We start from the raw sequence: 19,555 nt of genomic DNA on the forward strand, positions 1-19,555 counted from the left end.
AGTATCAGTCCATGATGACGTCAGTCGACACTGATCTGATGCGGGTTCTCGCCGACCCGCTCCGGCTCCAGATCGTCGCCCTGCTCGCCAGGGAGACGCTCTGCAGCACGCACCTGATCGAGGAGACGGGGGCCAAGCAGACCAACCTCTCCAACCATCTGAAGGTGCTGCGCGAGGCCGGGATCGTGGACACCGAGCCGTGCGGCCGGTTCACCTACTACCGGCTCAAGCCCGACGTCATCGCCTCCCTTGCGGGCCAGTTCGCCGATCTGGCGGAGACCGCGCGCGCCACCGCCGAGAACAACGTCAAGCGGTCCTGCCCCTGATCTCCGCCCCTGCGGAGACCTGCACCGAGGAGTCCTGTTGACCGCCACCGAGGCCACCGAGCACGACCGCGCCGCGGGAACTGCGATAGCCCCCGCAGATACCGTGCCGCAGCCCGCACCGGGCGCCACTCCGCCCCAAGCGCCCCCGCTGATCGCCAAAGCCGCAGCCGAACTGGTCGGCACCGCCGCCCTGGTGGCCATCGTGGTCGGCTCCGGCATCCAGGCCACCGAGCTGACCAGGGACGTCGGCCTGCAACTGCTCGCCAACTCCACCGCCACCGTCTTCGGCCTCGGCGTCCTGATCGTCCTGCTCGGTCCGGTCTCCGGCGCACACTTCAACCCGGTCGTCACCCTGGCCGAGTGGTGGACCGCCCGCCGCGGCGGCACCGGAGTCACCCTGCGCGAGACGGCTGCCTACGTCCCCGCCCAGATCGTCGGTGCGATCGCGGGCGCCGTCCTGGCCGACGCGATGTTCGGCGCGCCCCTGGTGAAATGGTCCACGCACGACCGCTCGGCGGGGCACCTGCTGCTGGGCGAGGTCGTCGCGACGGCCGGACTGATCCTGCTGATCTTCGGGCTGGCCCGCACGGACCGGCTGCGCTTCGCACCTGTCGCGGTCGCCTCGTACATCGGCGCCGCCTATTGGTTCACGTCATCGACGTCCTTCGCCAACCCGGCGGTGACGATCGGCCGCGCCTTCACCGACACCTTCGCGGGTATTGCCCCCGCCTCGGTCCCCGGATTCATCGGCGTGCAACTCGTAGGCGCCGTGGTGGGGCTGGCGCTGGTCGCGCTTATCTTCACGCCCGGCCGACGCGAGGCCGAACAGCCCGCGGGATGACGCGGACCACCCAGGTCGTAGTGATAGGCGGCGGCCAGGCCGGGCTCGCCGCCGGCTACTACCTGCGCCGGCTGGGAATCGAGTTCGTCATCCTCGACGCCCAAGCCGCACCGGGCGGCGCCTGGCAGCACACCTGGGACTCACTCCACCTGTTCTCGCCCGCCGCTTACTCCTCGCTGCCCGGCCGCCTCATGCCGCCGCAACCCGGCCAGAGCTACCCGGACGCTCAGCACGTGGTGGAGTACCTGACCGACTACGAGAAGCACTACGAACTCCCCATCGAGCGGCCCGTGCGTGTACTCGGCGTCCACCGCGACGGCCCCTTCCTGCGGGTGGACACCGGATCGGGCGCGTGGCAGGCCCGAGCTGCGATCAGCGCGACGGGGACCTGGTGGCGGCCCTTCCTGCCCGCCGTCCCTGGCCGCGCGGCCTTCGAGGGCCGCCAGATGCACACGGTGGAATACCGCAGCCCCGACGACTTTCAGGGACGCAAGGTCATCGTGGTGGGTGGTGGCAACTCCGCGGCCCAGATCGCCGCCGATCTTGCATACGACGCGCAGTTGATCTGGGTCACCCAGCGGCCGCCTCGCTTCCTGGCCGACGACATCGACGGGCGCGCCCTGTTCGACGCCGCCACCGCCCGCCGCCGCGCGCTCGACACCGGGCGCACCGACACAGGCGGTGTCGCCTCACTCGGGGACATCGTCGCCGTCCCGCCGGTACGTGAAGCCCGCGACCGTGGTCTGCTCAAGGCCGGCCCGATGTTCTCCCGCCTGCTTCCGGGCGGCGTCGAATGGGCTGACGGTACACGTGCCGAGGCCGACACGATCATCTGGTGCACCGGCTTCCGCCCCGCTCTGTCCCACCTCGCGCCGCTGCAACTCCGTGGCCGACGCGGGCACATCGCCATCGACGGCACAAGGACGGTGCACGAGCCGCGCCTGCACCTGCTCGGATACGGCGATTGGACCGGCCCGGCCTCCGCAACGCTCATCGGAGTAGGTCGCCCTGCCCGGGACACCGCCCGGCAGATCGCTGAACTCCTCGGATAGCCACCTCAACGGTGATCGCACCGTCCAGCCCCGGGGACAGCCGGCGCTGATCCTTCGACGGTGAGACTTGCAACCGGTACCCCGGTACAGGTCTACCGTCGGATGACCCCGCCACGAGGGACACGATGACGGAAGTGAGCGCGATGAGTGATCCTGCGTGGGTACCACAGACCTGCACACTGCCCACCGAAGAGCGACCCCTGCGGGTCACCGAATGGGACGCGCTGTTCTCCGAACGCCTTGGGTCTCTGTCCCGTCCTCAACCGCGTGGTCGCGACCTTCCAGTCCGACGACAACTTCGGCCGCATCCTCGCCGCGTACGGCGGGATCTTCGTCGCCGGGTCGATCGCCTGGGGCATGGTCGCCGACGGATACCGCCCCGACCGCTACGACGTCATCGGAGCCTTGGTGTGTCTCGCAGGTATGACAGTGATCATGTACGCGCCCCGCAGCAACGGACCTGGTGCTCCTTCACTGCGTCCATTTCACGCAGAGGCTGCAGGCCGCCAGGCTTCACGTGCCCTCGACGGGGCCGCGCCGGCCGTCCCGCCGCTGAAGGGGACGCACCGACGCTGGTTCCCGCGTTCGCCCGTCAGCGACGGCAGGTCAGTGTGAGCTGTCGGCGGTGGAAGTCGAAGTGCTCGGTCGGGTAGCGGTAGAGGTCCGTGATGGTCATGACGTCGCGGAAGCAGGGGTCCCACCGGGTGGGGTAGTGCATGCTCAGCGCGAGGTCGGATTCCCGTTCGGCGTCGAGGCGACGGTGCAGGTCGGCAATGACATGATCGAATGCCTTTCCCATCCGGCGGCGCCCGAGGACCTTCGCGCCGCCCAGGGGGCCCAGGTAGTTGACGAAGTCGAAGGGCCTGGTAGCAGAGTTCAGCAGCCGGGCGAAGATTCGGCCGGCTCCGCGCGGCAGCCGCCCGAAGGTCCGTAGCAGGACCAGGAGAGGCCGGATCAGGATGTAGCCGAAGAGCATGTGGAACAGCAACTGCTCGTTCGTCCAGCGGGTGCCGTCGGTGGGCCGGCGCAGGTCGGCCTCGGTGGCGTGGTCGAGAAGCTGATGGAACAGCGTACGGGCGCGCTCCATCTCTTCGTGGACTGTCTTGCGGTCCAGCGCGGACTCGCTCACCGACCCCACCCCCGCTCGAGCGTGTTCAGGCCATGGTGCCGAGCATCTGCCCCATCGCGGCGACCACGGACGGCTCGACACGGTAGTAGACCCAGGTGCCACGCCGCTCGGAGGTGAGCAGGCCGGACTCTTTGAGCTTTTTCAGGTGGTGGGAGACGGTCGGCTGGGAGACGCCGACGTCGGAGATGTCGCACACGCACGCCTCACCGCCCGCGTACGAGGCGACCTTGGAGAACAGGCGTAGCCGCACGGGGTCGGACAGCGCTTTGAACATCGCGGCCATCTTCTCCGCGTCGGCCTGCGACAGTTCCCCGGCGGTGATCGGAGGGCAGCACGGCACCGCCGCCCCGGTGTCCAGGACAGGCAGCTCGACAACCTCTGATTTCGACATGCGTCTATGTTGACAGTTGTCGATGCAGGTGGCAAGCTCAAGACATCGACAGACATCGAAACAAGGAGTCGTCGTGACCACTCGGATCCGCACCGCCTTCGACGCCGCACGGGCCCGCCGCACGGATCGACACCTCGCCGGCATCAGCTTCTGCGACGGCTGCGCACAGGTCTGCGACGCGCCCTGCCGGGCCTCCAAGCGGCGCAGGCAGTCCTTGCTCTCCTTCGCCCGCTGAATTCGTCCCCACCACTCAGGAGATCGACCACCATGAGCGAGCAGCAGCTCCCCGTCGTCGTCATCGGAGCCGGCCCCGCCGGCCTGGCCGCGGCCGCCCACCTTGTCGACCGCGGCATCGAGCCCCTGGTCCTGGAAGCCGGACCAGCTGCTGGAGCGGCGGTGCGCGAATGGGCGCACGTCCGGCTGTTCTCCACTTGGGGCGAGGTCACCGACCCGGCCGCCGAGAAGCTGCTCGCCCCGACGGGATGGGTGAAGCCGGATGCCGCCACCTACCCCTCGGGCGGGGACTGGGCCGAGCAGTACCTGCAGCCGCTCGCCGACGTCCTTGGCGAGCAGGTGCGCTTCGGCGCCACCGTCACGGGCGTCTCCCGTGCGGGCCGGGACCGGGTCGTGGACGCCGACCGCGAGGACCAGCCGTTCGTCGTCCACGTCGCCCACGCGGACGGCCGTGAAGAGCGGCTGTTCGCCCGCGCGGTGATCGACGCCTCCGGCACCTGGACCACTCCGAGTCCGGCCGGCGGCAGCGGCCTTCCGGCCCTCGGCGAGAAGGCCGCGTCCGACCGGATCACCTACCGCGTTCCGGACCTCAAGGACCCGGTCGTGCGGGCCCGGTACGCGGGCAAGCGCACCGCGGTCATCGGCTCCGGCGCCTCCGCCTTCACTGCGCTCGCCTACCTCGCCGACCTCGCCCAGTCGGATGATGGCACCGACACCAAGGGCGTGTGGATCCTGCGCCGGGGCATCTCCGGCTCCACCTTCGGCGGCGGCGAAGCCGACCAGCTCCCTGCCCGCGGTGCTCTTGGCCTCGCCGCCAAGGCCGCCGTCGACGAGGGCAACGCCGACGCGGTCACCGGCTTCCGCACCGACGCCATCGAGCGCGACACCGACGGCCGCCTGGTCCTCGTCGGTGAGGACGGCCGCCGCCTCGACCCGGTCGACGAGGTCATCGTCCTCACCGGCTTCCGCCCCGACCTGTCCTTCCTTTCCGAGCTCCGCCTCGGCCTCGACGAACGACTCCAGGCCCCCATCGAACTGGCCCCGCTCATCGACCCCAACCAGCACTCCTGCGGCACCGTCTACCCGCACGGCGTCAACGAACTGTCCCACCCGGAGAGGGACGTCTACCTGGTCGGCATGAAGTCCTACGGCCGCGCCCCCACGTTCCTGGCGATGACCGGCTACGAGCAGGTCCGCTCCATCGCCGCCGCCCTCGCGGGCGACCGGGAGGCCGCCGAGCGCGTCGAGCTGACCCTGCCGGAGACCGGGGTCTGCGGCGGCGCCGGCCTCTTCGACGACCCCACCGCCGCACAGGACAGCGACGGCGGAGGCTGCTGCGCGGCCCCGACCACCCTCCAGATCGGCATCGGCGCCCCGGCCCCCTCCGGCGGCTGCTGACCCACCACCCCACCCGCCACCAGCAGGAGGCTCGCCATGTCCCGCGTACAGCTCGCCCTCCGTGTCCCCGACCTCGCCGCGTCCATCGCCTTCTACACCAAGCTGTTCGGCACCGAGCCCGCCAAACTCCGCGACGGGTACGCCAACTTCACCATCGCCGAGCCCCCGCTCAAACTCGTCCTCATCGAAGGCACCGCAGGACAGGACACCCGCATGGACCACCTCGGCGTCGAGGTCGACACGACCGAGGCAGTGCACGCGGCCACCACCCGGCTCGCCGAAGCCGGGATGGCCACCCTCGAGGAAAACGACACCACCTGTTGCTACGCCCTCCAGGACAAGGTCTGGGTCCACGGCCCGGGACAGGAACCCTGGGAGGTCTACGTCGTGAAAGCCGACGCCGACTCCCTGGCCAAGCAGCAGGGCAGCACCTGCTGCACCGGCCCGAGCGAGGACGCCCCGGACGGGTCGACGACCTCAGCGGCAAGCTGCTGCTGACCGTCGATGACCAACCTTCGGACCAGCGGGGCCGCGACCGGAACCGGGGACCGGTCGCGGCCTCGCGCCGCTTTGCCTGCCCTGTGCGTCACCCAGATCACCAGCTGGGGAGTCGTCTACTACGCCTTTCCCGTCCTCCTCCCGCACCTGACAGCGGACACCGGCTGGTCGAGGGGTGCCACGACCGCGGCGTTCTCCGCAGCCCTGCTCACTTCGGCCCTTGCGGGTATACCGGTCGGTCGCATCCTCGACCGTCGAGGACCTCGCGCCGTCATGACCACCGGTTCGCTGCTCGCGGTCGCGTCTGTACTGATCATCGCCGTAGCCCCCAACTTCTACGGTGGGCCGCCGATGCGCCACCGGCGGTCCTGGGCCGTCTCGGCGCGCGCCGCTGCCCGCTGAGCGGCACCCGGCCGGTGCCTCGCGAGACGACCATCCGCCGCATCCCGGCCCGGCAGAAGGCTCGGCGGGCGGTGGCAGTTGACGGAAAGAGCCCGCGCGGTGCCGCCACGACCGGCGGCCGCACGAAGCCCCGGGTCTGTGGGCCCGGGGCTTCGCCGTGCTTCTGCCCCCGGCGGGTTCCACGACCGGTCAGCGGCGATGCCACGGTCGGACGCGTCGTTGCCGGGCGTGTCTTTCACTTCGGCCATGAGGACCGGGACGGCGTTCTGAAGGACGTCGCAGTGCCGTCCGGATCTGTCTGCTCGTGCTCAGAGCTCTGCGCGGTCCAGCGAAGCCTTGGTCAGCGCGGAGGTCGTCCCGTGCCCGGCTGCGTGGTTCGGGTGGGCTCAGGAGGTCGGGGCGACGAGCATGTGTTCGGTTCCCAGCTGGTCGGCGAGGGTATCGGTGTACATGGTGGTCCCGCCGTCGGACCAGCGGATGACGAGATCGTCTGTACGGCCGTTGCCGGTGAAGTCGCCGGTCGTCATGGCCGCGTCGTGCTTCCAGCGCCCGTTGGGGTCCAGGATGCGATGCTCGCCGCCGAGGCCCGAGGTCGTCGTACCGACATAGTTGTCGAGCTCGCCGTCAGTCCAGCGCACCATGAGGTCCCATTTCTGGTTGCCGGAGAACTCACCGGCCGTCAGGAGTGTGGCGTCCCGCCAGGTGTCGTTCTTCGGCTTCAGCTGGTGCTCCTGCCCGAAGGTGCCGGCGCTGACGTTCGTGTAGAGGGTCAGCTCACCGTCGACCCAGCGCACGACGAGGTCGGTGACGTACTTCGAGGCGGCGAAGCGGCCCGCGGCGATCTGAGTCGCGTTCTTCCAGGGGCCGTTGGGTTTGATCATCTGGGTGCCGGCCCAGTTCAGTCCCTTGGATCCGACGTCGCCGTACAGTGTCACCTCGCCGTCGACCCAGCGGACCAGCAGGTCGAACTGGTTGGACCCGGTGAAGTCGCCCGCCGTGATGGTCTTGGCCTTCTTCCACGTGGAGTTCTTGGGCAGCAGCTGCCGCTCGGGATCGTAGCCGCCGTGTCCGTTGCCGGGGTAGAGCGTGACCTCACCGTCGGACCAGACCACGATCATGTCGCTGTGGCCGGTCTGGCGGAAGTCGTCCGAGGCCATCAGGTTGGCGTTCTGCCAGGTGGTCGCCGCGCCGGGCAGCCAGGGATCTCCGGACGGTTGGTACGGCGGCTTGTGGTCATCCACTTTCCGATGCGCGGCGGCGTCGGCGAACAGGTCCTGGGCGTCCTTGCCGTAGATCGGCGAATAGGTCACCCAGTCGTCGTTGGCGTCGTTGCCACCGCCGTTGTATCCGCCTGTGTTGCCGATCACCTTGCCGGTGCCGTTGGTGCTGTTGTAGTCCTCGATCCACGGGCCGCCGGAAACACCACCGTAGAACCCGGTGCAGGTCATGCGCATCTGCCGGAATCCTGGCAGTTGAGAGGTGCTGACGGAGCAGCGGACCGGCACGTGGTCGGGGTTGACACCGGCGTCGTCGGGATAGCCGATGACGGTGACCTTGTGGTGGTAGCTGCTGGTCGGCGTGAAGGTCAGGGCTCCCGTGACATCCTCCACCTTGCCCCGGCTGTTGGGGCCGACCTGAGCGAAAGCCAGGTCGAGGTCGGAGACCGCCTTCTTGCTGTTCCTCTCGTAGCGCGGGTCTATGTAGAGCTGGGACACCGGGAAAACGCCGTCCGGTTGCTCGGCGGCGGGCCGGCCGATGCGGTAGCGCGGCACGAAGATGCGGTGGGTGGCTGACTTCAGGCCGAGCCCGCAGTGTCCGGCGGTCAGGACGATGTCCTTGGCGGCCGTGTGCACGACGCTGCCCGTGCAGTACGTCTTCGGGCCGCCGAGCGGCTTGCCGTCGAAGAAGAACGTGCCCACCATCGGGTGGCCGAGGAAGTGTTCCGGGGCGGGGGTGCCCGACGGCGGCGGCCGGTGCGCGGCGGCGCCGGCCGTGATGCCGTGTTTCGAGGCGGCCGGAGCGGGGTCCGGCGGGTCATCGACCGGGACCGCATCGGCCATGCGCTCCGCCGTCCAGTACTTCTCCTCCTCGCTCAGACTCGGTCCGTCCGAGGGAGAGGGAAAGATGTTCGGCTCGGCAGACTGCGAGGGGGACGGCTCGGCGGGCTGCGTCGAGGCGTCCGAGGGGGTGGCGGAGTCGGTCGGGTCGACGGCCCCCGCGACCGTCGACGACGGCGGGGACAGCGTCGGCGGGACCTGCGGCCCGGTGCCGGGAGTCTTCGGTGATGCGGAGGCCGCCAGCGGGACGGAGACCACCGGTGACGGATCACCTGTCCCGGCCCATGCCGTCCCGGCGCCGAGAACTCCTGCACCCAGTCCGAGCGCAAGGGCTTGAATCCATCTGCATCTGGAACGCAAGAAGATGCCTTTCCGTCTTGAAGAGGGCCGAACAGTGAGCGGGCCCTGAACTACCCAGAACCCGCACATATGTTCAATCGAGTGGCGATAGTGTACTAGTGAGCGATAACCGACATGGCATCAAATTAGAGGACAGGGCGCAACGATGGACCGACTCCGCAGGACCGCGTGGGCGGCACTCCCTCTCCTGCTCCCCTTCCTGGCAGCCGGGCCGGCCTCGGCCTCGCCACCCGGACCCTCGCTCCCGTTCGGAAGTGTCCGCTCGGTGCATCCCGGCGACACACTGACGGTCAACACCGCGGCCAGCGATGCCGCTTACCTCGCAACGATCAACTCCCCTGCGTTCGTTGCGGCAGGGAAGCTGCGCATGATGCATCCGGTGCTGACCACCACCGTCACCATCGCCTGCGACGCCCGGCCTGGCACCTACCCGGTGACGCAACGCGGCGCCGGAGACGTGGGCCCGGACGAGCATCCGTTCCGATGGGCACAGGTGCGCGTGGAACCCGCCGACGAGGCGGCACGCCGCGCCTGCCGGAACAAGGCCGGGAAACTGCCTCCGCCCAGGCTGGAGGAGCGCTGGGCTCCGGACAGGACGTGGCCTCAGTCGGAATGGGACGTGCGGACCTTCCGGGCCGGCAGCCGCATTACGATCACGGACAACGACGACGAGGGATCGGACGGAGATATCACCCTCACCTCCCGCGCCTTCACCGACCGCCCCGTCCTGCGCGGCGCCAAGGCTGTCCTGACCGCCACCACCACCCTGACCTGCGACTCCGCACCCGGCATCTACGTCGTCTACCGGCACGACGTCGACCAGGCCGGCCCCGACAAACCATGGGCCCGTCTGCGTATCGCCCCCGCCGCATCCGGAAAAGCCTGCGCTTCTCAGCAAGCTGCAAAGCACTCAGCCGGGACATCCCGCACCGGCACGGTGGCCTGGGCCGCAGGCGGCGTACTCGTCGCCATCGCAGCTGGCGCCGCACTTCTTCTGTGGGCCAACTCCCGCCGCACACGCTCCGCCTGAGCGCGCCTCGCCGCTCGTCGGCCGGCTTGGATCGCTGCTGCGTTGACGCGATCGGGCGGCCCGCGCACCCACACCGACCCTCAAGCTCACTGGCGGCACCAGCTGGGAGCGTGCCACCTCGGTGCGGAGGAAGAACCGGTCGCCGGGACCGGTGAGATCTCGGCGGTTGGCCTGGCCGTGCGGGGTGATGCTGTGCTGGTCGGCAAGGTGCAAGAACTCTTCGAGATCGTGGGGTTGCCGCATCAGCCGGTCCGGACGGCAGGCGGGGATGCGCCTCTCCTGGCCGTTGCCGCCAACCTCAAGCAACGCCCCTCCGGGGCCGGGTCCCGAGCCCCGCTCTCACCTGGCCAGCCGGCCCAGCAGTGACGACGCCGACAGGATGCCGAGGGCCGCGGCCACGACCAGGACGCCGTAGTCGAGCGGCAGGTGCGCCGGCGTTCCGAGCAACAGACCCCGCAGGGCGTCGACTTGGTAACTGAGCGGGTTGACCAGGCTGACGGCCTGCAGCCAGCCCGGCATCACGGCCACCGGGTAGAGGGCGTTGGAGCCGAAGAACAGCGGCATGGTGATCGCCTGGCCGATGCCCATCAGCCGGTCACGAGTGAGCACGATGCCCGCGATCGACATGGACAGGCAGGAGAAGAACGCCGAACCGAGGACGACGGCCACGGCCACTCCGAGGAGCCGCAGCGGGTTCCAGGTCATCGCCACCCCGAGCAGCGCGGCGATCACGACGACCACCACGGCCTGGATCAGCGCCTTCACCCCGGCCGCGAACGCCTTGCCGGTGATGAGCGCGGAGCGGGGTGTGGGGGTGACGAGGAGCTTGGTGAGGATTCCGGCGTCCCGCTCCCAGATGATCATGATGCCGTAGAAGATGGCGATGAACATCGCGGACTGGGCGATGATGCCGGGCGCCAGATAGTCGAGGTAGGGGATGCCGCCGGTGGGGATCGCGTGGATCCGGGTGAACGTCTCGCCGAAGATCAGCAGCCAGAGGGCCGGCTGGATCGCCCGCGTGTACAGCTCGGTGCGGTCGTGGCGGAGTTTCTGGAGCTCGACCGCGCACATCGCGGCGACCCGGGCGGGCAGCACACGCCAGCCCGTCCGGGCCCTGGGCGGGACGACGAGCAGGTCGAGGCCCCCGGGAAGGACGCGCTCAGCCGACCCGGGAAGCGGTACGGCGGGTGCTTCGGACATCGCTGAAGTCTCCTGAATGGTCGTCGAGTCCACTGCCGGCGACGTCACGGAAGACGTCCTCCAGCGTGGGCAGTTCACCGTCGCCCGTGGTTCCGCGGCGCTCGCCGAGGCCCGTCCTCAGCTGCCGCGGTGTGCCGAGCGCGCGGACGCGTCCGCGGTGCATCAGCGCGACCCGGTCGCAGTACTGGTCGGCCTCGTCCATGTAGTGGGTCGTCACGAGGACGGTCATGCCGGTGGCGGCCCGTACGGCGTTGATGTGCTCCCACACACTGGTGCGGGCGATCGGGTCGAGGCCGATGGTCGGCTCGTCCAGGATCAGCAGCCGGGGTGCGCTGACCAGTGCCTGGGCAAGTTCCAGGCGGCGGACCATGCCTCCGGAGTACGTCTTGGCGAGCCGGTCGGCCGCGTCGGTGAGGTCGACCGCGGCAAGCGCCTGGGCGACACGGGCCGCGCGCTCGCGGCGGGACACGTCGAAGACGCGGGCGAACAGGGTCACGTTCTCCCGGCCGGTGAGTCCGGAGTCGGCGGACAGCTGCTGCGGTACGTAGCCCAACAGGCGTCGTACGGCCATGCGTTCACGGGTGGCGTCGTGCCCGAAGACCCGGACCTTCCCCGCCGGGACCGGCAGCAGGGTGGTGATGCACCGGAGCGCCGTGGTCTTGCCCGCGCCGTTGGGCCCGAGCAGTCCGAACACCTCGCCGTCACGGACGGCGAGGTCGAGTCCGTCGACGGCGGTGGTCTCGCCGAAGGCGTAGACGAGTCCGGCACAGGACACGGCGTCCGGGCCGGCACGCCTGACCGGCGCATCGTCACCGTCCGGAGCGGCACGATAGACCGACGGATCGCCGCCTTCCGGCTCAGCACGCGTGACAGACAGGTGGTCGCCTTCCGGCTCGGCACGAATGACCGACAAGTCGCCGCCGTCCGGGTCGCCACGCTTGACCGACAGGTCGCCGCCTTCCGGCTCGGCACAAGTGACCGACAGGTCGCCGCCTTCCGGCTCGGCACAAGTGACCGACAGGTGGTCGCCGTCCGGCTCGGCACGTGCGGGCCACAGGTCGCCGCCGTCCAGGGACGCCCCCGGTGCCGCGGCGCCGGTGTCAGGGGTGCCACCGGGGGCCGGGACCGTCCCGTCCGCGGCGCAGGCGTCCCTTCTGGCGGCCGGGACCGGCGTCCTGGACGCCTCCGCCGCGTCGCCGCCCGCGGTCGGCCCTCCACCGTCGGCTGCCGGGCTCCCCCGGCGTGCGGGGGACGTCCGTCCGCTCTCGTGCCGCGTCATGTCTCCTCGGCCTCCTCGTGCAGGTTCGCCGCCAGCTTGCGCAGGGCGGGAAGGGCCGCCTCCAGGGCGGCACGGTCGGCGTCGCCGAGACGGGACACCTGGCTCCGCACGAGTACGGCGCGCCGCTGCCGCCAGTCACGCAGCCGGGCATCGGCCGCGGGTGTGGACAGCAGACGTGCGGCACGCCGGTCGGCCGGATCCGTCTCCCGGATCAGATAGCCGTCCCGGACCAGCTGGTTGACCAGTGTCGAGACCGAATTGCCCGCCAGGTAGAGCTCCTTGGCGGCCTCCGACACGCCTATCCCGGGCCGGTCGACGACCAGTCGCAGCAGGTCGACCTCGGCACCGCGCAGCCGCGGTCCGGTCGTGCCGACGCGCAGCCGCCGTCTGATCAGCCGCTGCAGTCCGGCCAGGGCGTCCGCCAGTGCCTCGGGAAAACCTTCCGACTCCGACTCCACACGTCCAAATATATCTCTGTGTCAGAGGTAATACGGGAAAGGAAGGGTCAAGGGGTCGCAAGCCGTGAGCAGGGCCACGCCGACGAGCATGGGAGGAAGCCCGAGGTGTGCGTCTCGATTCGGCGGGTAACCGATGATCTGCTCGCCGGCGTCCCCAGCGCCGGATGGAACCCATACGTCAGGACCCCCTTGGAGGTAACCGTGCCGGCCGAACCAGCTCCTGTGTCCATCGACGTGACGTTGTGCGGCGAGGGCATCGCCCTGGTCACCGTCGCGGGGGAACTGGACGTCGAGACGGCCCCCGAACTGCGCGACCGGCTCGCCGACCAGATACGCGGCGGGCGGCGGCACCTGCTGCTCGACCTGTCCGCGGTCCCCTTCATGGACTCCTCCGGCCTCAACGCCCTCCTCAAGGCGCACGACGCGACCGAACGCGCCGGAGGGAGCGTGTGCCTGGTGTCGCCGGCGCCGGTCGTCCGGCGGATCCTGGATCTCACGGGCGTCAGCCGCACGATCGCGTCGCTGGACGGCGTCGACGCCGCACTCGCCCACGTCGGCGAGGGGGCCTGAGATGGCGCGGCCGGTGAGGCGGTCCGCCCCCGCGCGGCGACCGAGCCGCGCGGACCGTCGGCGGCCGGTTCCGGCCCCGGGCCGACGCGCCGTTCAGGCGGAGCGGGCGTTCATCGCGTCGCCCTCGCGAAGCTGTGCCGCCGCGGCGGCGCAGAAGGCCGCCAGCCCCTTCACGAGTGCCGTCCGGTCACCGGCCGGCATCTGCCCGAGGACCGCTTCCACGGCGTGCTCGCGACGGGCGCGCAGCTCCGTGAGAAAGGTCCGGCCCCTGGCGCTCAGGAACAGCCGCAGTTCCCGGCGGCTGATGGCGCCGGGTACGCGTTCGATGAACCCCACGGCCTGCAGCCGGTCGCACAGTCTGCTGGTCGAGGGAGGCGTCGAGCCGAGCGCCTCGGCGAGCGTCCTCAGATTGATCCCCTCGTCGCGCTCCAGGACGAACAGCACCCGCAGCTGGGGCGTGGAGACGGGAGCCGTCGAGGCGCGCCCCCAGAGGATCTCCAGCAGCTCGGCCGCCTCGGCGGTCACGCGGGCCACCTCACCGGGCTGCGGACGAGGGGCTGAGGAAGTCACCGTCCCACTCTCCCAGTCTTCCAGGGCACTGTCAGCCTGCCGGTGCTCCGACGGGAACCAACCGTCAAATACCGGCGCTCACGCGTCATGGGCCGGCTCCCCCGGAGCCGGGACCCGGCATCGTACTGGTCGAAGAACGGCGTATCCGACATCGTGAACAGATTCCTGGCCGCGGAGCGGGCGTTGCGCACCGCGGCCCCCACCGGTTGCCGGACGCGGTCCGTGACGTGCTGTGCCGTCGGCGCGGCCGGATCCGTCGAACTCCTCATGGCCGACTACGGGCTCACCGTGCTCCAGCCCGTGTCGGTCCTTTCGCACACCCTGGAGACCCTTCCGGTGCACAGCAGTCCCACGGGCCGGGCTTTCGGGGCCCCTGTCCGTCGCCCTGCCCTGACGTGAGCGGGAGCCGTACTCACTCGGACCATCAATACAGTTGTCGTACGACAAGAGATCACGCCGGACGGCGGATCCCGGATGTCGGCACGGCGCACGATCTAGGAGAAGAACACGTGGCGGACCACCAGACAGCGGTACATCAGGAGTCGTCGGCCCAGGAGGTCGGTGACTTCCTGCGTCGGCGCCGCGAGCAGATCGCCCAGCGCTGGGCCGACGAGTCGCTGTTCCGCACCGTCTTCACCGTCTCCCGGGACGAGGCGGTGGAGGCGGGCCGGGCCGTCGTGGAGGCGCTCGCCGCGGTCGCGGCCGCCGGCCGGGTCGAGGATCTCGGGGCCGCCGGGTTCGCCACCGTCCGCGACCAGTTGGGGCGCATGGCTGCCTCCCGCGCGCGGACGGGTGCCACCTCGACCCGGATCGCCGACGAGGTGGCGGCACTGCGCCCGGCGGCTTCCGAACTGCTGAGCGCCGATCTCGCCGACAGCCCCCGCGAGCTCGCCGAGGAGTGTGCGGTCACGCTCACCGCGCTGCTGGGAACGCTCCGCCTGGTCGTCCTGGAGACGGCGCTCAGCGCCGGGCAGGAACTGATCGACCGGCAGCGCCTCCAACTCCTTGAAGTGGCCACGCCCGTGATCAAACTGTGGACCGGTGTGGTGGCCGTCCCGCTGATCGGCACCCTCGACAGCGCGCGCAGCCAGGTGGTGATGGAGAGCCTGCTCGACGCCGTCGTCGCCCAGCAGGCCCGGTTCGCCATCCTGGACATCACCGGGGTACCGACCGTCGACTCCCTGGTGGCCCAGCACCTGATGAAGACGGTGGCCGCGGCGCGCCTGATGGGAGCGGAGTGCATCGTCTCGGGCATCCGGCCCGCCATCGCGCAGACCATCGTCCACCTCGGCATCGACCTCGGCACGGTGGTCACCCGGGCCAGCCTCGCCGACGCCCTCGCCTACGCCCTGCACCGGCAGGGCATCGCCGTCGTCGACCAGGACCGTACCGGCCCGAGCGCGCGGTGAGCGCCCCGATCGCCGGCTCCCCGGGCACCCAGGTGCCCGTGCTCAAGCTCGGCACCGTCCTCCTGGTCACGCTGCAGGGCGACCTGTACGACGAAGCCGCAGAACAGTTGCAGCGGAACATCGGCGAGGCCATCGCGGCGAGTTCCGTCACCGGTGTGGTCATCGACATCTCCGGGGTGGAGATCGTCGACTCCTTCCTGGGACGCGTGTTCGCCGAGGTCGCGGCGCACGCGAAGCTGCTCGCCGCGCAGACTGTGGTCGCGGGCATGCGCCCCGCCGTCGCCATCACCCTGGTCGAACTGGGCCTCACCCTGCCCGGGTTGCGCACCGCGCTCAATGCCGAGGAGGCCATGCGCCTGCTCTCCCCGGCGTCGACGACCCTTCACCACAGCCCAGCACGGCAGGAGAGCCCGTGACGGACACTTCCGGCCGTGTCAGCGCCTGCCTGCCGATCCGCAGCGACATGGATCTCGCGTGGGTGCGTCAGCATGTGCGCCAGGCAGCCGCCCAGCTCGGTTTCGGACTCGTGGATCAGACCAAGCTGGTCACCGCGGCCAGTGAACTCGCGCGCAACACCCTGGTGCACGGCGGAGGAGGCCAGGTCGAGTCCACCGTGCTGGAGGCGGGGGCGGCGCGAGGGCTGCGCCTGACCTTCTCCGACCAGGGCCCCGGCATCCCCGACATCGAGCGGGCACTCGGCGACGGCTACACCTCAGGCGGCGGCCTGGGCCTCGGACTGGGCGGAGCCCGGCGCCTGGTGCACGAGTTCTCCATCGACAGCCGTCCCGGCGAGGGCACGGCCGTGACCGTGATCTGCTGGACCGCCGGCGCGCCGCGCCCTCGCGAGGAGAGCCGATGACGCGCGTCTGGGACGTACCCGTCCACGACTCCACCCGTGTCCGGGACGTCCGGGTGGCGGCCGAGGACGCCGCGGACCACACCGGACTCGGCCGCGACCGTACGGCCGTCGCCGCGCTCGTCGCCACCGAGCTGGCCACCAACCTGCTCAAGCACGGGGGCGGCGGACAGATACTGATCGACACCGTGGACGCGGACCTCGCGGACCCCGGCACCGGACGCGGCCCGGCCCTCCAGATAGCGGCGATCGACCACGGCCCCGGCATCGCCGACCTCACGACCGCGTTGCGCGACGGATTCTCGACGACGTCCTCGCTCGGCGCGGGGCTCGGAACCTGCCGCCGGATCGCCGACCACTTCGAGGTGCACACCGTGCCGGGCCGGGGCACCGTCGCCGTGGCCCGGGTCCACGCGGCCCGCAGGGACCGGCCCGGACACCGCCTCCCCGACACGAGCGCGCCGGTGCGCGCAGGAGGCATCAACATCCCCCTCGCGGCCGCCGCGTACTCGGGCGACGCCTGGGCCTGTGTCCGTTCCGGCGACCGGATCACGCTGCTGCTGGCCGACGGACTCGGTCACGGCCCGGCAGCCGCGAAGGCGTCCGGAACGGCCGTGGAACAACTGCGCCACCTCGCGCATCTGCCGCCGGCGGAACTGCTCGGAGTCCTGCACACGGCGCTGCGCGACACCCGGGGAGCCGCCGTCGCGGTGGCCCGGCTCGATCTCGCGACCAAGCACCTCGACTTCGCGGGGATCGGCAACATCGGAGCCCGGCTGCGCTCCGGCGAAAGCTGGCGTCCGCTGCTGTCCCACCCCGGGATCGTCGGCGCCCACTGTCCGGCGCGGCTGCCGCAGTGCCGGCTGCCCTGGACGCCGGACAGCCTGCTCGTGCTCCACAGCGACGGCCTGCCCAGCCGCTGGACTCCGCCGCCCCTCGCCCCCCTGACCTCCTGGGACCCCGCGATCACCGCCGCCGTGATCGTGCGGGATTCCAGCAGTGCCGCCCGCCCGGTGCGGGACGACACCACCGTGGCCGTACTGACCCCCACCCCGCAGGATCACCGATCATGACCCATACCTGGCAGATCACCACGGTCGACGACGCCGCCCGTGCCCGTATCGCCGCCGCCCGGCTCGCCGCGGCGCACGGCGTCTCCACGCTGGAGCGCACCCGGCTGGTCACCGCGCTGAGCGCGCAGCTGCGGCAGTGCCTGGTCAAGGGGGGCCTCTGGCGGCTGACCCTGCGCACGACCGTGCCCTCGACGGCGGGGCGCGCGGGCCGGCTCACGGTCACCGTCGACGCGGGGGCGAACGGTGCGGGGCCGAACGAGGCGGAGAACAGACCGAGTTGGCAGGCGAGTGTCGGCGTCCCGGAACCGTGCCACGACGACGGCACGCCCCGGGTGCCTCGCGACCGAACGGCCTTCGCCGATGCCTTGCTCAGCGCCGACGACGACACCTCCCGGGTACTCGACCAACTCACCGAACAGGAGCGGCTGGTCGCCTTCCACCGGGAGGAACTGCACCAGACCAACCAGGGCGTGCTCGCACTGCACGCGGAGCTCGACGCGGCCGACCGGGTCCAGCGCGAACTGTTCGGCGCCGAACGCAAGGCCCGTACCGAAGCCGAGAGCGCCCGGCGCAGACTGACCTTCCTCGCGGATGCCAGCGCCGCCCTCACCGCCTCCCTCAACCACGAGGAGATCCTGAACCGGCTGCCGCGGCTGCTCGTGCCGGACTACGCCCGGAGCGTCGACGTATGGCTCTTCGCCGACGACACCTTGGCCCGCGGACACGCCGCCCACCCGGCGGCCGCCGTCGCCGCCGCCCGCACCGGCCGCCCGCAGTACGCCGCCGACCATCCGAGCGGTCTGCCCGGCGTCGACGACCAGCCTCCCTCCGCGCTGAACCCGGAGCAGCCGCTGCTGTGCATCCCGCTGCCGAGCCGCCACACCCCCCTCGGCGTGTTGACGCTGACGCCGCCTCGGGAGCGGTGGAGCGCGGACGACGCGGTGATGCTCGTCGAGCTCGCCCGCAGGGCCGGCATCGCGATCGACCACGCCCAGCGCTTCGAGCACAACCGGGACATCGCCGAGACCCTGCAACGCGCCCTGCTCACCGACCTCCCCACGACACCGGGGCTCAGCCTGGCCGCGCGCTACCTCCCCGCCACCCACGGTCTGAACATCGGCGGGGACTGGTACGACGCGTTCCGCCAGCCCGACGGGGGTCTGGTCGCCGTCATGGGTGACGTCACCGGCCACGGACTGCACGCGGCCGTCATGATGAGCCAACTGCGCACCGCCCTGCGGGCGTACGCCGTCGACGGCGGCACCCCGGGCCGGCTCCTCACGCGCCTGCACGTGTTCCTGCACCATCTCCAGCCCGATCTGTACGCCACGGCGGTCATCGCCCGCTTCCACCCGGACGACACCACCGTCACCTGGGCCGCCGCCGGGCACCCACCGCCGGTGCTGCGCACTCGGGACGGCGATGTGCGCGTCCTGGACGCCAGACCCGGTGCCATGCTGGGCATCCCGCTGCACCAGGAGATCCAGGACCGCACGGCGCAGCTTCCGCCGGGATCCACGCTCGCGCTGTACACGGACGGTCTGGTGGAGCGGCGGGCCCAGGGCATCGACCCGGGCATCCGGCGGCTGGCCGAAGCGCTGTCCGGGGAGGGCGCGGCCGATCTGGACCACGATCTGGAGGGCGCCGCCGACCGGATCCTGGAGCCGATGCTCCGCGACTCGCAACGGGACGACGACGTCTGTCTGCTGCTCTGCCATGTCGGCGGCCCGGCGAAGCCCCGTATCCCCGAGCAGACGTCCGCCTGACACCAGCCCGGCCCCCGCCGGGCAGCGCTTCGTCACGCGGGCGCACATCCCGGCCCCACCCGTCCGGCCGCCGCTCGGCGACTTGTCGTACGGCATGTGCCCTGGAACGCGCGCAGTCCGCCTCCGGAGACGTCCGCCGGACCGCATTCACGCCGCCGGCGGCTCGAAGGGGGCCGGGCAGGCGAGGTCGCGGACCCCGGATTAGACGCTCGTTCCTCGAGTCGTCAGGAGCGGGACGTGTCAGAAGCTCACGACGGCGCGGACGGTCTTGCCGTCCGGGCGGGACAGCACGGTCAGTTCGGAGGACAGCCGGCGCACCAGCGGCCAGCCGAAGCCGCCCTGTCCGGTCAGGTCGAGACGCCGCGGACGCGGCGGCTCGGGGTCGTCGTCGGAGACGGAGATGCCCACTCCGTGGCCCATGTCCCACAGATCCACGCTGCACAGTCGGCCACGCGCGTGGCGCACCACGTTCGTCACCAGCTCCGAGACCACGAGGGTGACGGCCTCGGCGGCCTCCCGCGGCACCTGGCGGGGCAGCCCTCCGAGAAACGTCCGGACCATCCGCCGGGCGTGCACGGCGGCCTGCGGATTTCTCTCCAGCCTCGCACCGGGAACGGGGCCGAAGTCGCAGGGCGGTTCGACGGTGGTCATCCCTT

At 71.0% G+C, this 19,555-nt stretch carries 21 protein-coding genes and 3 pseudogenes; 16 read left to right on the forward strand and 8 right to left on the reverse strand.

What is annotated here, in order from left to right; genetic code table 11:
• The first annotated feature begins 11 nt into the window (after positions 1 to 11).
• From ACFYR3_RS16660 to ACFYR3_RS16675, 4 genes and pseudogenes are all read left to right on the forward strand, one after another.
• A complete protein-coding gene (locus ACFYR3_RS16660) occupies positions 12 to 326 on the forward strand; it encodes a metalloregulator ArsR/SmtB family transcription factor (protein WP_355850671.1) in 315 nt (104 codons plus the stop codon).
• Positions 327 to 363: 37 nt separating this feature from the next.
• On the forward strand, positions 364 to 1,167 hold the full coding sequence (locus ACFYR3_RS16665) for an MIP/aquaporin family protein (RefSeq protein ID WP_355850668.1): 804 nt from the start codon (positions 364 to 366) through the stop codon (positions 1,165 to 1,167).
• Positions 1,164 to 2,219, forward strand: a complete 1,056-nt coding sequence (locus ACFYR3_RS16670) for an ArsO family NAD(P)H-dependent flavin-containing monooxygenase (RefSeq protein ID WP_389283540.1) — start codon at positions 1,164 to 1,166, stop codon at positions 2,217 to 2,219. Before ACFYR3_RS16665 ends, ACFYR3_RS16670 begins: the two co-directional genes overlap by 4 nt.
• A gap of 267 nt (positions 2,220 to 2,486) precedes the next feature.
• Positions 2,487 to 2,675 (forward strand): annotated as a pseudogene (locus ACFYR3_RS16675) (YnfA family protein); the annotation flags it as partial.
• 136 nt (positions 2,676 to 2,811) lie between these two features.
• Here the strand turns inward: ACFYR3_RS16675 and ACFYR3_RS16680 are convergent.
• Positions 2,812 to 3,348 carry a DinB family protein gene (locus tag ACFYR3_RS16680; RefSeq protein WP_355850662.1) on the reverse strand — a complete coding sequence of 179 codons (537 nt, stop codon included), beginning with the start codon at positions 3,346 to 3,348 and terminating at the stop codon, positions 2,812 to 2,814.
• A 25-nt stretch (positions 3,349 to 3,373) separates the two neighbouring features.
• Complete coding sequence (locus tag ACFYR3_RS16685; protein WP_355850659.1) at positions 3,374 to 3,739, reverse strand: metalloregulator ArsR/SmtB family transcription factor; 366 nt, start codon at positions 3,737 to 3,739, stop codon at positions 3,374 to 3,376.
• A 73-nt stretch (positions 3,740 to 3,812) separates the two neighbouring features.
• On the opposite strand from ACFYR3_RS16685, the gene ACFYR3_RS16690 reads away from it, so the two are divergent.
• The 4 genes and pseudogenes from ACFYR3_RS16690 to ACFYR3_RS16705 all read left to right on the forward strand — a co-directional run.
• A complete protein-coding gene (locus tag ACFYR3_RS16690) occupies positions 3,813 to 3,974 on the forward strand; it encodes a hypothetical protein (RefSeq protein WP_355850656.1) in 162 nt (53 codons plus the stop codon).
• Between the two features lie 32 nt (positions 3,975 to 4,006).
• On the forward strand, positions 4,007 to 5,371 hold the full coding sequence (locus tag ACFYR3_RS16695) for an NAD(P)-binding domain-containing protein (RefSeq protein ID WP_389283543.1): 1,365 nt from the start codon (positions 4,007 to 4,009) through the stop codon (positions 5,369 to 5,371).
• Positions 5,372 to 5,407: 36 nt separating this feature from the next.
• Positions 5,408 to 5,869 carry an ArsI/CadI family heavy metal resistance metalloenzyme gene (locus ACFYR3_RS16700; protein ID WP_389283545.1) on the forward strand — a complete coding sequence of 154 codons (462 nt, stop codon included), beginning with the start codon at positions 5,408 to 5,410 and terminating at the stop codon, positions 5,867 to 5,869.
• A gap of 6 nt (positions 5,870 to 5,875) precedes the next feature.
• Positions 5,876 to 6,202 (forward strand): annotated as a pseudogene (locus tag ACFYR3_RS16705) (MFS transporter); the annotation flags it as partial.
• 455 nt (positions 6,203 to 6,657) lie between these two features.
• Here the strand turns inward: ACFYR3_RS16705 and ACFYR3_RS16710 are convergent.
• Positions 6,658 to 8,586: a trypsin-like serine protease gene (locus ACFYR3_RS16710; protein WP_389283547.1), complete on the reverse strand. Its 1,929-nt coding sequence runs from the start codon at positions 8,584 to 8,586 to the stop codon at positions 6,658 to 6,660.
• A gap of 469 nt (positions 8,587 to 9,055) precedes the next feature.
• On the opposite strand from ACFYR3_RS16710, the gene ACFYR3_RS16715 reads away from it, so the two are divergent.
• On the forward strand, positions 9,056 to 9,718 hold the full coding sequence (locus tag ACFYR3_RS16715) for a hypothetical protein (protein ID WP_389283549.1): 663 nt from the start codon (positions 9,056 to 9,058) through the stop codon (positions 9,716 to 9,718).
• Between the two features lie 339 nt (positions 9,719 to 10,057).
• On the opposite strand, the gene ACFYR3_RS16720 is transcribed toward ACFYR3_RS16715, so the two are convergent.
• The 3 genes from ACFYR3_RS16720 to ACFYR3_RS16730 all read right to left on the reverse strand — a co-directional run bounded on the left by ACFYR3_RS16720 (position 10,058) and on the right by ACFYR3_RS16730 (position 12,655).
• Positions 10,058 to 10,918 carry an ABC transporter permease gene (locus tag ACFYR3_RS16720; protein WP_355850641.1) on the reverse strand — a complete coding sequence of 287 codons (861 nt, stop codon included), beginning with the start codon at positions 10,916 to 10,918 and terminating at the stop codon, positions 10,058 to 10,060.
• Positions 10,878 to 11,693 carry an ATP-binding cassette domain-containing protein gene (locus ACFYR3_RS16725; protein ID WP_355850810.1) on the reverse strand — a complete coding sequence of 272 codons (816 nt, stop codon included), beginning with the start codon at positions 11,691 to 11,693 and terminating at the stop codon, positions 10,878 to 10,880. Before ACFYR3_RS16725 ends, ACFYR3_RS16720 begins: the two co-directional genes overlap by 41 nt.
• A 500-nt stretch (positions 11,694 to 12,193) precedes the next feature.
• A complete protein-coding gene (locus ACFYR3_RS16730; RefSeq protein WP_355850638.1) occupies positions 12,194 to 12,655 on the reverse strand; it encodes a MarR family winged helix-turn-helix transcriptional regulator in 462 nt (153 codons plus the stop codon).
• 222 nt (positions 12,656 to 12,877) lie between these two features.
• Between ACFYR3_RS16730 and ACFYR3_RS16735 the strand changes: the two genes are divergently transcribed.
• Positions 12,878 to 13,225, forward strand: a complete 348-nt coding sequence (locus tag ACFYR3_RS16735) for an STAS domain-containing protein (protein ID WP_355850635.1) — start codon at positions 12,878 to 12,880, stop codon at positions 13,223 to 13,225.
• A 93-nt stretch (positions 13,226 to 13,318) separates the two neighbouring features.
• Here the strand turns inward: ACFYR3_RS16735 and ACFYR3_RS16740 are convergent, their stop codons facing one another.
• Positions 13,319 to 13,750: a MarR family transcriptional regulator gene (locus ACFYR3_RS16740; RefSeq protein ID WP_355850632.1), complete on the reverse strand. Its 432-nt coding sequence runs from the start codon at positions 13,748 to 13,750 to the stop codon at positions 13,319 to 13,321.
• A gap of 198 nt (positions 13,751 to 13,948) precedes the next feature.
• Between ACFYR3_RS16740 and ACFYR3_RS16745 the strand changes: the two are divergent.
• The 6 genes and pseudogenes from ACFYR3_RS16745 to ACFYR3_RS16770 all read left to right on the forward strand — a co-directional run.
• Positions 13,949 to 14,167 (forward strand): annotated as a pseudogene (locus ACFYR3_RS16745) (phosphatase); the annotation flags it as partial.
• Between the two features lie 137 nt (positions 14,168 to 14,304).
• A complete protein-coding gene (locus ACFYR3_RS16750) occupies positions 14,305 to 15,204 on the forward strand; it encodes an STAS domain-containing protein (RefSeq protein ID WP_355850629.1) in 900 nt (299 codons plus the stop codon).
• Positions 15,201 to 15,620: an STAS domain-containing protein gene (locus ACFYR3_RS16755; protein ID WP_356785837.1), complete on the forward strand. Its 420-nt coding sequence runs from the start codon at positions 15,201 to 15,203 to the stop codon at positions 15,618 to 15,620. Before ACFYR3_RS16750 ends, ACFYR3_RS16755 begins: the two co-directional genes overlap by 4 nt.
• Before the next feature lie 47 nt (positions 15,621 to 15,667).
• Positions 15,668 to 16,063 carry an anti-sigma regulatory factor gene (locus ACFYR3_RS16760; RefSeq protein ID WP_355850807.1) on the forward strand — a complete coding sequence of 132 codons (396 nt, stop codon included), beginning with the start codon at positions 15,668 to 15,670 and terminating at the stop codon, positions 16,061 to 16,063.
• Positions 16,060 to 17,133 (forward strand): SpoIIE family protein phosphatase, encoded by a 1,074-nt coding sequence (locus ACFYR3_RS16765; RefSeq protein ID WP_389283553.1) that lies wholly within the window; start codon positions 16,060 to 16,062, stop codon positions 17,131 to 17,133. The genes ACFYR3_RS16760 and ACFYR3_RS16765 overlap by 4 nt, the downstream gene beginning before the upstream one ends.
• A complete protein-coding gene (locus tag ACFYR3_RS16770) occupies positions 17,130 to 18,899 on the forward strand; it encodes a PP2C family protein-serine/threonine phosphatase (RefSeq protein WP_389283555.1) in 1,770 nt (589 codons plus the stop codon). Before ACFYR3_RS16765 ends, ACFYR3_RS16770 begins: the two co-directional genes overlap by 4 nt.
• Positions 18,900 to 19,139: 240 nt before the next feature.
• Here ACFYR3_RS16770 and ACFYR3_RS16775 read toward each other — a convergent pair whose 3' ends face one another.
• Complete coding sequence (locus ACFYR3_RS16775; protein WP_389283557.1) at positions 19,140 to 19,550, reverse strand: ATP-binding protein; 411 nt, start codon at positions 19,548 to 19,550, stop codon at positions 19,140 to 19,142.
• Positions 19,551 to 19,555 lie beyond the last annotated feature (5 nt).

The organism is Streptomyces sp. NPDC005784 (genome assembly GCF_042871525.1).
GTDB lineage: Bacteria > Actinomycetota > Actinomycetes > Streptomycetales > Streptomycetaceae > Streptomyces.

What these genes read in the sequence shown, in the direction of transcription:
- ACFYR3_RS16765 (WP_389283553.1), top strand. Translation starts at nt 16,060, where the DNA reads ATGACGCGCGTCTGGGACGTACCCGTCCACGACTCCACCCGTGTCCGG.
- ACFYR3_RS16715 (WP_389283549.1), top strand. Translation starts at nt 9,056, where the DNA reads ATGATGCATCCGGTGCTGACCACCACCGTCACCATCGCCTGCGACGCC.
- ACFYR3_RS16700 (WP_389283545.1), top strand. Translation starts at nt 5,408, where the DNA reads ATGTCCCGCGTACAGCTCGCCCTCCGTGTCCCCGACCTCGCCGCGTCC.
- ACFYR3_RS16720 (WP_355850641.1), bottom strand. Translation starts at nt 10,918, where the DNA reads ATGTCCGAAGCACCCGCCGTACCGCTTCCCGGGTCGGCTGAGCGCGTC.
- ACFYR3_RS16660 (WP_355850671.1), top strand. Translation starts at nt 12, where the DNA reads ATGATGACGTCAGTCGACACTGATCTGATGCGGGTTCTCGCCGACCCG.
- ACFYR3_RS16770 (WP_389283555.1), top strand. Translation starts at nt 17,130, where the DNA reads ATGACCCATACCTGGCAGATCACCACGGTCGACGACGCCGCCCGTGCC.
- ACFYR3_RS16670 (WP_389283540.1), top strand. Translation starts at nt 1,164, where the DNA reads ATGACGCGGACCACCCAGGTCGTAGTGATAGGCGGCGGCCAGGCCGGG.
- ACFYR3_RS16760 (WP_355850807.1), top strand. Translation starts at nt 15,668, where the DNA reads ATGGATCTCGCGTGGGTGCGTCAGCATGTGCGCCAGGCAGCCGCCCAG.
- ACFYR3_RS16775 (WP_389283557.1), bottom strand. Translation starts at nt 19,550, where the DNA reads ATGACCACCGTCGAACCGCCCTGCGACTTCGGCCCCGTTCCCGGTGCG.
- ACFYR3_RS16685 (WP_355850659.1), bottom strand. Translation starts at nt 3,739, where the DNA reads ATGTCGAAATCAGAGGTTGTCGAGCTGCCTGTCCTGGACACCGGGGCG.
- ACFYR3_RS16695 (WP_389283543.1), top strand. Translation starts at nt 4,007, where the DNA reads ATGAGCGAGCAGCAGCTCCCCGTCGTCGTCATCGGAGCCGGCCCCGCC.